Genomic DNA, 13,544 nt, shown 5'->3' with positions numbered 1-13,544 from the left:
CCGAATCCCCTCATCCGGCGGGACAGCCGGGCAGCACATGCATACCCGATGCCACCGACGGCCGTGGCGCAACCCGGCCGGTTCGCGGTGCCGACGCCCCCGCGCACCGCCGTGACCAGTCCGGACGTGACAGGAGTCACTTCCGCCACGGCACTGGGAGGGGCCGCGTGGACCGACCGGTCAAGGCAGAACGGGCCCGCGACACGTGTGTCGCGGGCCCGTTCCACTCGTGCTCCCGATCGGCTACTCCGGGTCGACCCAGGCGAACTGGACGCGCTGCTGGCCGTTCTTGCGGGTGACCAGCGTGCCGCGGCCCGGAGGCTGGGGCGAGGGCTTCAGGTTGCCGACGAGGTTGCCCTCCTCCTTGCTACCGCTACCGATCATGAACGGCGACGCGATCTCCTTGAGCTTGCCGATGATCGGGTCGAACATCGCGCGGGACGCGCCACCCATGCGGCGCACCACGACGACGTGCAGACCGACGTCCTTCGCCTGCGGGATGAACTCCGCCAGCGGCTGGAGCGGGTTCTGGCCGCCCTGCGGCGCGACGAGGTCGTAGTCGTCGACGACGATGAACAGCTCGGGCCCCTTCCACCAGGACCGGTTGCGCAGCTGGTCCTGGGTGACGTCGGGACCGGGCAGGCGGCCGAGCATCGAGCCCCGGACGTCCTTGATCATGTCGGTCAGCTGCGCCGAGGACACCGCGTAGCTGAGCAGGTGGTCGGTGTCGATGAACCCGAGCATGGTGCGGCGGTAGTCGACGAGCAGGATCAGCGCCTCGTTCGACGTGTAGTGCGTCATGATGCCGCGCACGATCGCGCGGAGCATGCCGGTCTTGCCGGACTCGCCGTCGGCCAGCGACATGAAGTGCGGGTCGTTGTCGAAGTCCAGGTAGACCGGGGCCAGCTCGTCCTCGTCCACGCCGATCGGGACCAGGTGGCCGCGGTTGGGGCGGACCTGCTCGACCTGGGCCATGAACTGCTTGTAGGGCAACAGGTCCGGCAGCAGTCGGACGGCGGGCGCGTGCGGCCCGCGCCAGGACTGGGTGACCTTCGTGATCAGGTCCTGGATGCCCGAGGCCACGGTCGACGCGTCCGAGGAGGCGTCGATGCGCGGCAGCGCGGTGAGGAAGTGCAGCTTCTGCGGGGAAAGACCGCGGCCCGGCCTGCCCGGCGGGATGTTGACGGCGACCTTGCGGTCCACATCGGACTCCGACGGGTCACCCAGCCGCAGCTCGAACCTCGTGCCCAGCAGGTCCTTCATGGCCGGGCGGATCTCCGCCCACCTGTTCGCCGCGATCACGACGTGCACGCCGTAGGACAGGCCCTGCGCGGCGAGCGCCTGCACCTGCGGTTCGAGCGTCTCGAACTCCTGCCGGAAGTTCATCCAGCCGTCGACGAGCAGGAACGCGTCGCCGAACTGGTCGTCCTTGATCTCGCCCCGGCGCTTGCGGTTGCGGAACTCGACCATCGAGTCGATGCCCTGCGCCCGGAACCGCTGCTCCCGCTCGGAGATCAGGCCCGCGAGCTCGGCGATCATGCGGCGGGCCTTGTCGACGTCGAGCCTGCTGGCGAAGCCACCGACGTGCGGCAGCCGCTCCAGTGCGGCGAGCGTGCCACCACCGAGGTCGAGGCAGTAGAACTGGACCTCCTGCGCGGTGTGCGTCAACGCCATCGACGTGATCAGCGTGCGCAGCATCATCGACTTGCCCGACTGCGGGCCGCCGACGATCGCGCCGTGACCGGCCGCACCGGAGAAGTCCGCCCACAGCAGGTCGCGGCGCTGCTCGAACGGCTTGTCCACGACGCCGATCGCGACCTGGAGCTTGCCGTTGGTGACGAAGCCGGGAGCGGTGAGACCGCGGTCCTCGGTGGGCTGCAACGGGGGCAGCATCGTGTCCAGCGACGGCGGCTCGTTCAGCGGGGGCAGCCACACCTCGTGGGCGGGAGGACCCTGGCCGACGAGCTTGTTCACGATGACCTCGAGCTGGCTCGGCTCGTTGCTGTCCTCCTTCTTCTCCTCCACGACCACGACCGGCTTGACCGGTTCCTTGGGGATCTCGATGTAGTCCGGCACGAAGTAGCGCGGCCGCTTGTCGCCGCTGACCGCGGCCGACGGGCCCGCGACCTGCATGCCCGCGGGCCGGTACGGGCCGGACACGTAGAGCGCCTTGAACCGGACCAGCGGCGAGCCCTGGATGCCCAGGTAGCCGGAGCCGGGGATGGGCGGCAGCTCGTAGGCGTCCGGCACGCCGATCGCGGCGCGCGACTCGGCGGCGGAGAACGTCTTCAGACCGATCCGGTAGGACAGGAACGTGTCCAGACCGCGCAGCTTGCCCTCTTCCAGGCGCTGCGAGGCGAGCAGCATGTGGATCTGCAGCGAGCGGCCGACTCGACCGATCTGCAGGAAGATGTCGATGAAGTCCGGCTTGGCCGTCAGCATCTCGGAGAACTCGTCGATGCAGATGAACAGCGCGGGCAGCGGGTCGAGGTCGGCACCGTTCTCACGGGCCTTCTCGTAGTCCCAGACGTTCTTGTAGTTGCCCTTCGCCAGCACCTCCTGGCGGCGGGACACCTCGCCCGCGATGGCGTCCTTCATGCGGTCGACCAGCGTCAGGTCGCCCGCGAGGTTGGTGATCGTCGCGGCGACGTGCGGCGCCTTGTCCAGACCGAGGAACGTGGCACCACCCTTGAAGTCGACCAGGATCATGTTGAGCGAGGTCGACGAGTGCGTGGCCAGCATGCCCAGCACCAGGGTGCGCAGGAACTCCGACTTGCCGGAACCGGTGGCGCCGATGCACAGGCCGTGCGGGCCCATGCCCTCCATCGCCGATTCCTTGATGTCCAGCTCGACCTGCTGACCGAACTCGCCGATGCCGAACGGCACCCGGTAGCGGTCGCGCACCGGCCGGGGCCGCCACGCCTGCTGCACGTCGAAGGTCATCGGGTCGCCGGGGATGGAGAGGAACTCCAGCAGCGGCGGGTTGTTGTTCATCGACAGCGGGTCCTCCTCGCTGCCACCGGTGTCGACGCCGCCGACCCGGTAGGGCGAGAGGCGGCGGGCCAGCGCCTCGGCCTCGACCAGGCTCAGCCAGTCGGGACGGCCGAACCACTCGACGCCGCTGGCGCTGCGGGCGCCGAGCTTGTCGTCCTCGATCACCAGCCGCAGACCGCGGCGGGCGGTCAGGTTGCCCAGCGACTCCGACAGGTCGAGCAGCGTGACGCCGACCAGGCCCTCCTCGAGCAGGATCTGCTCCTCGCGGGTCACGTCGCCGTCGTCGATCACGATCACGATGTGCGGCTGGTCGGCGGGCGGCGGGGCGTTGCGGGTGAACCGCTGTCGCTCGCGGAGCTGCTCGTCGAGCATCTGCTCGACCTCGGCCAGCGAGCCCGCCATCATCCGCATCTGGCCGATGCCGTCGACGATCGCCGGGTGCTGGACGTGCGGCAGCCACTTCGCCCATTCCCACTGGGACTTGGTGCGACCGGTGGTGACCACGGCGATCAGCAGGTCGTCCGGGCAGTGGAACGTGGCCAGCTGGGCCAGCAGGGCCCTGGCGAGGCCGCGCTTGATCTCGGTGTCGCCGATCAGGCCGACCGCGGCGAACCCGCGCAGCGCGATGGAGATCGGCAGCTCGGGCACGAGCGAGTGGGCGCGCACGAAGCGGCGCAGCGCCAGCGTGGCGATCGGCTCGAGCTCCTCGACGGGGCCGGTCTGCGGCGGCACCAGCCGGGTGGCCAGCCGCTGCGAGCCGCGGCCCGCGCGCAGGTGGCAGAAGTCGGGGTCGTTCTGCCTGCGCTCCCACATCCGGCGGGTGGTGGCCAGCGACCACAGCATCTGCGGGTCGGGGTGGACCCACTCGCGCTCGGCGCGCTGCTCGTCGGCCGCCTCACGGGCGCGGTCCCGCATCTGGCCGAGGTACCGCAGGTAGTCCTTGCGGTCCTCGTTCATCTCGGCCTTCTTCTGGCCCTTGCCGCCACCCATCCCGCCGGCCATCATGCCGACGGTCGAGATCATCATCATGCCCGGCATGATCATGGCGGCGGGCGCCCTCGAGCCGGTGCTGAACATCAGCACCATCATCCCCACGGACGACGCGATCATGACGACGGGCAGCGCCTTCATCATGATGTTGCCGGGGATGACCCTGGGCACCTCGGGTGGTGGTTCGAGGTGGACTTCCCCGCCTGGTGGCCGTGGAGCAGCAAGGCGTGGCGTTCGCTTGAACTGCAGCGTGCTCACCTAACAGGCACCTCTTCAAGTCGTTAGTCGAACAACCCCTCGGCGCATTCCCGCTCCGCGTAGCGGGCGCGCGCGACCAGCACTTCACCGACACTATGGCGCACCCGCGGGCGGAGTGGACTCGGGTCGACGAAAAAGCCCGACCGACGTGTTCCCCGGAACCGCCGGTGCGCACCGGAGCGGTACGGCCATACTAAGGTCCCCGCCAAGCGGGTGGACCTGTTCGGCGGAACAGGCGAAACGGACTTAGGGGGCACTGGTGGCGACCGGTACGACGGTGTTCAGCCGGGTGACGGTGGTGGCGCCGCGAACGCGCATCGACGTCGCGCTGCCGGCCGACGTGGCGGTGGCCGACCTGCTGCCGATGCTGCTGGACATGGCCAAGGAGGCCACTCCGGACGGCGGCGTGCGGCACGGCGGGTGGTGCCTGGCCAAGCTGGGCGACAGCCCGCTCGACCCCGGCCGCACGCTCGCGTCGCTGGGCGTGGTGGACGGCGACCTGCTCCAGCTGCGGCGGCGCAACGAGAACCCGCCGCCCCCGCTGTACGACGACGTGGTCGACGCCATCGCGGAGTCCAACCCGGACAGCTTCCGGCCGTGGACGAAGGAGACCGCGCGGCGGTACGGCCACCTCGCGGGCGCGCTCGCGCTGATCGCCTCCTCGGTGGCCCTGTTCCTCGCGGGCGGTGTCTCGGGTGGCAGCAGCCTGGCCGTCGCGATCACCGCCGGTGTCACGGCCGTCGTGGCGATCGCCGCGGGCGCGGTGGTGGCCCGGTCGTACAACTCGGTCGACACGGGCGTGCTCGTCGCCGCGGCGGGCGCGCTGCCGATGAGCTTCGTGTCCGGCCTCTACATCGTCCCCGGCCAGCTCGGCAGGCCGAACCTGCTGCTGGCCAGCGTGCTCGTGCTGATCTTCGCCTCGGCCGCCATCATGCTGATCGGCCAGGGCATCACGGTGTTCGTGGCGGCGGCGACGGCCGCGGGCCTCGGCGCCATCGCGTTCCTGGTCGCCACCCTGATCGCGCACCCGTCGCAGGGCATCGCGGCGGCCGCGGCCGCGGTCTCGCTGGCCGCGCTCTCGGTGCTGCCGCGGATCACGATCCAGCTGGCGAAGCTGCCGCTGCCGACCGTGCCGGGCAGTGCCGAGGACCTCAAGGAGGACACCGGCTTCCCGGAGTACGCGGTCATCGAGCGGCGCACCGCCATCGCCCACGAGTACATGACCGGCATGATCGTCGGCAGCGGCGTGGTCGCGGCCATCTCCGCCGTCATCGCCGCCTCCGACGGCACGGTGTTCGGCCCGCTGCTCGGCGGCGCCGTGACCCTCGTGCTGCTGCTGCGCGGCCGGGCCTACGCGAACGGCGCGCAGGCCGTGGCGCTGCTCGGCTGCGGCATGCTCGCCGGCGCGGGCCTGCTGCTCGGCTGGATGATGGAGGCCTCGCCCACCACCCGCCTGCTCTACACCTTCGGCGCGTTCGTCGTCGTGGCGATCGCCGCGCTCGTGCTGGGCGTGATCTTCCCGAACCAGAAGTTCTCGCCGGTGCTGCGCCGGACCGTGGACGTGCTGGAGGGCGTGCTGATCGCGTCCGTGCTGCCGCTCGCGCTGGCCGTGATGGACCTCTACGTCGTGATGCGCCAACTCATCGCGCCCTGACCCCCGCGAGGACGCCTACCACCATGCGTGTTTCCCGCACCGTCAAGAAGGCGGCCGCCACGGCGGCCACCGCGCTGCTGCTCGTGACCGGCCCGCTGTCGCTCGCCCCGGCCGTGGCCGCCGCCCAGCCCGCGGCGCAGCCGACCCGCCCCAACTCGGTGCCGCCGCCCGTCGACCGGAGCCTGCTGGACCAGCCCGCGGAGCCGAAGCCGGACGTGAGCACGTACCAGAGGAACAGCAAGGGCTGCATCGCGTCCAACACCGGCAACCGCCCGGTGGTGCCGAAGCCGCACGCGCAGATGGTGCTGCGGCTGGACGACGCGCACCGGTTCGCCACCGGCAAGGGCGTGAAGATCGCGATCATCGACACCGGCGTCGAGGAGCACCCCCGGCTCAAGGGCCGGGTCGAGGCGGGCGGCGACTACGTCGTCGCGGCGGAGAAGGGCGTCGTCGACTGCGACGGCCACGGCACCGAGGTGGCGGGCGTGGCCGCGGCCAGCAAGGACGACTCGACCGGGTTCGTCGGCGCGGCCCCCGACGCCCAGATCCTGGCCATCCGGCAGACCAGCGACCGGTACGAGTCCAAGGACCCGGCCGACCCGCGCAAGTCCGCGGGCAAGGTCACCACGCTGGCCCAGGCGATCGTCCGCGCCGTCGACCGGGGCGCCGACGTCATCAACATCTCGCTGACCTCGTGCGACACCCCCAAGGAGCCGAGCACCGGCGAGCGCAAGCTCCAGGCCGCGATCGACTGGGCGGTGAACGAGCGGAACGTCGTCATCGTGACCGCCGCGGGCAACATCGGCACCGACGGCACGGGCTGCCCCGAGCAGAACGACAACCAGAACACCGACACGGTCAAGGTCATCGCCTCACCGCCCTGGTACAGCAAGGACGTGCTGTCCGTCGCGTCCATCAGCGACCGCGGCGAGCCGTCCACGTTCAGCGTCTGGGGCCCGTGGGTCAGCATCGCCGCGCCGGGCGAGGACATCACCACCCTCGACCCCAAGGGCCAAGGCCTGACCAACGCCAACGCCGACGAGCGCGGCGCCCTCACCACCATCCAGGGCACCAGCTTCGCCTCGCCCTACGTCGCGGGCATCGCCGCGCTCGTGCGCGAGCGCTTCCCCGACCTCACCGCCCGCCAGGTCATGGACCGGCTCACGATGACCGCCCAGCACCCCGGCAACCCCAACGGCAAGGACCACAAGGTCGGCGCGGGCATGATCAACCCCATCGCCGCCCTCACCGCCGAGCTGCCGTCGGAGCGCGCGGGCGCCGTCGCCCCCGAGATCAAGCCCATCACCACCGACCTCGGCCTGGGCAACGAGAAGGACATGACCCCGCTCATCGTCGCCCTGTCGGGCACGGGGATCGGCGTCGGCCTGCTGCTGCTCACCCTGTTCGTGGTCCACACCGTGAACCGCAACCGCAACCGGTCGGTCATCCGCCGGATCTGATCCGGGCTGGGCTGGGTCTCAAGGCTTGGCTCAAGGTTTCGCAGGGGTCGGTCGTGTCGGTGGTCCTCCGAGGCGGCCGACCTTTTTCGTGACGGCACCGCCCCTTTTCACGGCGGCGCTGGGGTACTCCGTTCCGGAGGGCCCCCGAACCACGACGGTACCGGCGGGCACCGACAAAACCGGTGGCAGGAAAGCAGCGGCCCGCGGTGGGCAGCCGGACTCGGAGGTCCCCCGTCCGAGAGGCCCCCGGACCAGAACGCTACTGGCGACCACCGACAAAACCGGGTGCGGGACAGCGGCGGACCGGGGCGCGCAGCCGGACTCGGGCGTCCCCCGTTCGGGAGGGCCCCCGGTTCAGAACGCCACCGGCGAGAACCGACAAAACGGGCACCTCGACGCTGGCGGACCGGTCGGTCCGACCTCGTGAGACGGCGAGAAATCGCCACGTCGGCGGGGCTACTCCCCGACGACGGGAGGGGCGGTCTTCTTGGGCTTGCCGAACACCTCTTCGGTGGAGCCCGCGAGGCGGACCTTGGACTTGTGCTCCTTGTCCCCGCCCTGCTGCCCACCGGCGCCGCCGCCCATCGGCGCCATCATCCCGCCACCGGCGGGCTGGCCGCCCTGGGCACTCCCCCCGCTCGCGGCCGCGGCGGCGGGCCGAGCCGCCGACTGCTCCACCGCGTGGGGCTCCTGCACGGCGGTGTACCCACCGGGCTGCGTGGGACCGGCGGGCGCGCTGGGCGCGGGCGCGGCGGAACCTCCGACCGAGCCCCCAGGAACGCCTCCGGCGGACGAACCACCACCGACCGACCCCGACCCACCCCCGACGGCACCGGCGACCGCAGCGGCGCCCTCAGGCTTCCCCGAACCAGCCTGGGCAGCGTCGGTGTTGGGGGCACCGGCGTGGGCGGCGGCCGAACCGGCCCCGACCAACGACCCGCTCATCGACTCCGCACCCCGCGAGGACGGCGACCCGTGCGAAGCCCGAGCGTCGGCGCCCGCCTCGGCGAACTGCCAGTTCCGCTCCGGGTACCGGTGCTCCATGGTCGGCCCGGCGAACTCCTGGTCCGTCCCGCTCACCCCGTCGCACAGCCGCCCGAACGCCTCCAGCACGTCGCGGACCGACTCGTACATCTCCTTCGCCGGGTCCTTCAGGTCGTCCAGGTGCGCCACGATCCGCGCGTCGCCGTCCAGCGGCAGCCCGGCGACGCCGGAGACGGTGTCGGCCGTGTCGCGGAACACCTCGGACATGTCCTGGACGATCCCGCGGATGCCCTCGGCGGTCTCGTCGAGCGCCTCGCCCATCGCGGCCATGACGTCGGACATGTCGTGGCCCGCCAGGCCGACCTTCTGCATGTGGTCGACGAACGAGTCGGCGGAGGCACCCTGCCAGGCCGAGTCGAGCCTGCCCAGCGGCTTCAGCAGGTCCTTGGTGACGGCCTCGGCCGCCTGTCCGGCCGCGCGCCAGCGCTCGGCCTCGTCGTGCAGGTCGTTCCAGTCGCCGACGACCGGGGTGAAGTACTCCTCCACCAGGTCGGTGACACCGAGCCTGCGGCTGAGCTGGGACAGGTAGTCCAGGTCGGCACCGACCTCGGACTCGATCTGCCTGCCGTCCTTGCCACGCATGAAGCCCCCTAGCGGCGGTCGGCGTTCTTGATCAGCCGGACGGCCTCGTCCTCCGTGCCGCCGTAGTGCCCGGCCACGTCGTGCAGGCCCTTGCCCGCGGCCTTGAGCACGTCGCAGGCGCGGTCCAGCTGCTGGTTGAGCAGGCGGGAGGCGCGGCCGTAGGCCTCGGCGGTGCGCAGACCCCTGCCGATCTCGCCGAAGCTCTGCGGGCGCAACGGGTTGTCGTGCAGCTCACCGCGCGCCAGGGACAGCTCCTCGGCGGCGTCCTCGACGCGCTTGGCGTAGAGCTCCAGCCAGGCGCTGTCGACCTCGATCCGGCCCGCGGCGGAAGGCGCCTGCGGTCCGCCTCCCAGCCTGCGTGCGACGTCGTTCACCCGTACCTCCCCCAGGAACTGTGCACCACCGACTCCGACGGCGCCGGACGTGATCCGGTTCCGTCGGAGTCGCCGGGGATCAGCCGCCCGCGGCCTTCTTCGCCGCGGCGTCCTCGGGGAGCACGCCGCCCGCGTTGGGGATCGAGTCGTAGCTGCGCGAGGCGTCGTTGCGGTTGAGCTGCGGACCGTTGGGCAGCAGGCTCACGATCGACTCCGGCGCGGGCATGAAGCCGTCCTTGCCGAGGCCGAGCGCGCCGCTGGTGAGCGTGTCCGGGATGCCGTACTTCACGCCGCGGCCGGTGATCAGGTGGATCGGGCCGCTGCCGTAGTCCTGGATGGACGTCGAGCTGCGCACCACGCCCGCCTTGCCCGCGGCCATGATGAACTGGCTGACGACCTCACCGGTCGCGCCCGCCTGGTTGATCTGCACCGGCACCGCGTCCTTGGGTCCGGGCAGGACGGCCGAGATGGTGACCTCGGTGTGCTCGGACCTGTTCTCCGCGCCCACGTTGTCGGCGCGCCAGCCCAGGCACATCACGACGTTGTCCGGGTTCGCGTCCAGGACGGCGGGCACCTCGGTGGGGAAGTCGCCGAGGTCGAGCTCCTTCACGACGTCGCGCACCGCGGAGAGGTCGATCTCCTTCGGCTTCACGCCGCCCTTGTAGGCGAACCGGATGATGTCGCCGACCGCGAACGGGACCTCCTGCAGCCCCTTCTCCAGCGCGACGTAGTAGACCGTCTTCTCGCCGGTGCGGGTGGCCTGCAGCACGTCGCCGACCACGACGCCGCCGCTGATGTAGTTGATCTGCGAGCCGAGTCCGGGGATGGCGGGCGCCTGGAGCTTGCCCACCTCCTGGATGGTGTTCAGCAGACCGGTGCTGATGGGCCTGGGGACCTTGCCCTGCAGGCGCAGCGCGTTGACGACCTTCTGGTCGGCCAGGTCGACCTCGGCCCGCACCGTGCTGGTCGACGTGAAGCGGCTGTCGTCGGGCCGCTTGTAGATCAGGTAGGCCTTCTTGGCGTCGGCGCCCGCCTTCACGAGCACGGCCTTGTTGCCGTCCAACGGCTTCCCGCCGCCGGAGATGCCCGCGAGGACCGTGGTCTTGTTCTTGGCCGTCGTCTCCGGGTTGGGCACGGCCTGGTCGAGGGTGAGCTGGTCGCAGACCGACCATTCCGCGCCGATCCGGTCGGCCTGGTTGGCGGGCATCATGTCCGGCCCGTCCGGGATGCCGGTCAACCGTCCCTTCGGGATCTTCGCGAGCGCCTTCTCGCTGACCAGCTTGGGCTCCCCGCCGCTGACCGCCGCCGGGCCGGTCGCCGAGCCCGCCGCCGCGTCACCGCCGCTGACGCTGCCCGACTGGCCCTTGTCCGGGCTCGACTCCTGCAGCAGGAGGAGCCGCGCGGACGCGAGGTTGGTCATCGGGATCAGCACGCGCGGCGACTGGCGCACGACGTAGATCTGGCCGGTCTCCTTGGAGATCGCGATCTGGGTCTCCGAGTCCAGCTGCGGGTCCGGCGAGAACAGGCCCCAGATCAGGAACCCGATCATGCCGACGGCGCCGAGGACCACACCCACGAGCGTCGCCCGCGAATGGTTCCGCATCGGGTCGTGGAGCATCACCGCGTCTCTGCGCACCAGGGCCGATTGCATCCGGCGCAGCACGAAGCGGTATGCCTGGACCTGTGACTTGGTGGTGGGTGTTGATGCCATTCTCGGCTCGCTGCTCTCCCAGTCGCGGTACGGTTCGGCAGGATATCCCTATGAGGGTCGCTCCGTGACCGGGTTGACGAGACCCGGCGTGATCAGCCTTCCGGGACATCTTCCTCGTAGCCCGAGGTGCACCGAACATCGAGGGGAAAGAGACCAGAACGGATGTCCGTGACCACTCCACATCCGGGCCCGCCCAACCCCGGCATGGCTCGCCCCTCGGGACCTCCTCCGCAGGGTAAGCCCACGGCACCACCCGCCGCCCCGCCCCGTCCCCCGGTGGGCAGGGCCCGGCGCCGGGCCGCGGGCGCGAGCCTGGGCTCCCTGCCGGTCGCCAACCTGGTCGTGCTGGAGGTCGGCGTCGCGATCGGGCTCGTCCTGCTCGCGATCGACCTCGGCCTGATGTACGTGGCGGGCGGGATCGCGTTCGTCGCGCTGGTCGTGGCGTTCGCCCGCAGGCGCGGCCGCTGGCTGACCCAGTGGGTCGGCCTGACGCTGCGCTACAACTTCCGCTCGCACAGCCGCACGGCCAAGCGGGACGGTCCCACCGAGATGAAGCCGCCGTCGGAGGAGGAGACCTCCGTCATCGGACCGGAGGACCCCCGCGTCGCGCTGCTGCGGCTCGCGGTCCCGGACCTCGTCGTCGCGCACGGCCAGGACCACGAGCGCAGGCCGCTGGGCCTGGCGTGGCACCAGGGCGCGTGGACGGCCGTGCTGCTGGTCGACCCCGCTCCGGGCCTGATCTCGCCGGTCGGCAGCGCCCCGAGCCTGCCGCTGGGCGCGCTTGCCCCGTGCCTGGAGGACCGCGGTGTGGTGCTCGACGCCATCTCGGTCATCTGGCACTGCTACCCCGGCAGCGCCGCGCTGCCGCCCGGTTCGCCCGCGCTGGCGTCCTACATGGAGGTGCTCGGCCCGCTGCCCGCGGCGGCCAGGCGCACCACGTGGATCGCCGTGCGGCTGGACCCGAAGCGCTGCGCGGCCGCGATCAGGGAGCGCGGCGGCGGCGTGATCGGAGCCCACCGCGCGCTGATCGGCGCCCTGTCGCGCGTGCGCAACGCGCTGGAGTCCGCCGGTGTGACGATCCGCCCGCTGGACCCGGACGAGCTGATCCGCGCGGGCATCTCGGCCGCCGAGCTGACCGCGGTCGCGGGCGGCACGGGCAGCGTCTCGCTGCGCGAGAAGTGGTCCGGCGTGACCGCGGGCGGCGTCGGGCACGCCAGCTACGCGATCACCAGCTGGCCGTCGAAGGGCATGCGGGACAACCTGAACTCGCTGACCGGTGTGCGCGCCCTGTCGTCCACACTGTCCATGTCGATCTCGCCGAGCAGCGAGGAGGGCCAGGTCGGGCTGCGCGGGCTGGTGCGGGTCAGCGCCAGGACGCAGGCCGAGCTGGACAAGGCCGACACCAGGCTCAAGGCGCTCAGCGGCAAGCTCGACATCACCCTCACCCCGCTGCGCGGCCTCCAGGTCGCCGGTCTCGCGGCGACGCTCCCGCTCGGAGGTGTCGCGTGAGCAGCTCGCGGCTGTTGGACGCGCAGAGCCGGGGCAAGGGCATCGCGCCCGAGTTCCTGGTCTCCCCCGCGATGCTCGACGTGGTCAGCCCGAGCGGCGACCGCGGCGGCATGGTGCTCGGCTCCGGGCTCAACGGCGAACCGCTGACCATCTCGGTGCTGCGGTCCGCCCCGACCCGCATGGTCGTCGTGGGGGGCCTGTACCTGGCCCGCCAGGTCGCGCTGCGGGCGATGGCGGTCGGCGCGTGGATCACCATCGCCACCGGCAGGCCCGCGGCGTGGCAGCCGGTGGTGCGGGCCGCGGGCAACGGCGCGGACGGACGACCGTCGTCGCTGGTGCAGATGCGCAGGCTCAGCCCCGTCGAGCTGCCCAGGCCGTCCGAGGACGCCCCGCTGCTGGTCGTGCACGACGGCGGCCACGTGCCGCAGGAGCTGTTCCCGCCCCGGTCGCCGTGGCAGACGACGATGTACGTGCTGCCGTACCTGCACCCGCAGGCGTCCAGCACGGCCAGCTCGGCGGACCTCGTGCTGCTGCAGCGGCTGCCGGTCGGCCAGGCGCAGCTGGCGAGCCAGATCTGGCGGCTGCCGCCGCAGATGGCCCACCAGCTGACGACCCTGAAGGACGACCAGGTGATCGCGCTCGGCCAGAACCTCTGGCGGCCGCTGCGACTGGTGACCACGCCCGGAGAGCAGCAGATCCTAGGTGCTGTGCGCCGGGGGGACTGACTTTCCCATTATTCGGATACGAGTTGTGCCCCGGACCATTCAGGACCGGGGCACAATTTTTTGTGCGTGTCCATCGACCCCGCGAAGCAATTCATTCACAGGCCGGAAAAATCTGTGGACAATCCGTCTCCCGGTTTGTCCCGTCAAATTCTTGCATTGCGCGGCGAGGGAGAATATCAAATGCCGTAGGGCACGGAGCGGATCGACCGCGACACGCTCCGTGCACACCCTGCGATGAGGGAG

Annotated in this window: 8 protein-coding genes; 4 read left to right on the top strand and 4 right to left on the bottom strand. The window is 71.3% G+C overall.

What is annotated here, in order from left to right:
- Nucleotides 1-243: 243 nt before the first annotated feature.
- Nucleotides 244-4,242 carry a type VII secretion protein EccCa gene (gene eccCa, locus CLV43_RS11820; RefSeq protein ID WP_106187147.1) on the bottom strand — a complete coding sequence of 1,333 codons (3,999 nt, stop codon included), beginning with the start codon at nt 4,240-4,242 and terminating at the stop codon, nt 244-246.
- A 259-nt stretch (nt 4,243-4,501) separates the two neighbouring features.
- Between eccCa and eccD the strand changes: the two genes are divergently transcribed.
- Nucleotides 4,502-5,896: a type VII secretion integral membrane protein EccD gene (eccD, locus tag CLV43_RS11815; protein ID WP_106187146.1), complete on the top strand. Its 1,395-nt coding sequence runs from the start codon at nt 4,502-4,504 to the stop codon at nt 5,894-5,896.
- A 23-nt stretch (nt 5,897-5,919) separates the two neighbouring features.
- Entirely contained in the window at nt 5,920-7,356 is a 1,437-nt protein-coding gene (gene mycP / locus CLV43_RS11810) for a type VII secretion-associated serine protease mycosin (RefSeq protein WP_106187145.1), read from the top strand.
- A 456-nt stretch (nt 7,357-7,812) separates the two neighbouring features.
- On the opposite strand, the gene CLV43_RS11805 is transcribed toward mycP, so the two are convergent.
- From CLV43_RS11805 to eccB, 3 genes are all read right to left on the bottom strand, one after another.
- The gene (locus CLV43_RS11805) at nt 7,813-8,982 is read right to left on the bottom strand and encodes a WXG100 family type VII secretion target (RefSeq protein ID WP_106187144.1); all 1,170 of its coding nucleotides are present in this window, start codon (nt 8,980-8,982) and stop codon (nt 7,813-7,815) included.
- A gap of 8 nt (nt 8,983-8,990) precedes the next feature.
- Nucleotides 8,991-9,356 carry a hypothetical protein gene (locus tag CLV43_RS11800; RefSeq protein WP_245886297.1) on the bottom strand — a complete coding sequence of 122 codons (366 nt, stop codon included), beginning with the start codon at nt 9,354-9,356 and terminating at the stop codon, nt 8,991-8,993.
- A gap of 79 nt (nt 9,357-9,435) precedes the next feature.
- Entirely contained in the window at nt 9,436-11,067 is a 1,632-nt protein-coding gene (gene eccB, locus CLV43_RS11795; RefSeq protein WP_106187143.1) for a type VII secretion protein EccB, read from the bottom strand.
- A gap of 204 nt (nt 11,068-11,271) precedes the next feature.
- Between eccB and eccE the strand changes: the two genes are divergently transcribed.
- Both eccE and CLV43_RS11785 read left to right on the top strand, forming a co-directional pair.
- Nucleotides 11,272-12,576 (top strand): type VII secretion protein EccE, encoded by a 1,305-nt coding sequence (eccE, locus tag CLV43_RS11790; protein WP_170155836.1) that lies wholly within the window; start codon nt 11,272-11,274, stop codon nt 12,574-12,576.
- 71 nt (nt 12,577-12,647) lie between these two features.
- Nucleotides 12,648-13,301: a polyadenylate binding domain-containing protein gene (locus CLV43_RS11785; protein WP_425445748.1), complete on the top strand. Its 654-nt coding sequence runs from the start codon at nt 12,648-12,650 to the stop codon at nt 13,299-13,301.
- The last annotated feature ends 243 nt before the right edge of the window (nt 13,302-13,544 follow it).

Source organism: Umezawaea tangerina, from assembly GCF_003002815.1.
In the GTDB taxonomy this organism is placed as follows: Bacteria; Actinomycetota; Actinomycetes; order Mycobacteriales; family Pseudonocardiaceae; genus Umezawaea; species Umezawaea tangerina.
The sequence above is the reverse complement of the archived record's forward strand: the minus strand, read 5'-3'. Positions and strand labels throughout refer to the sequence as shown.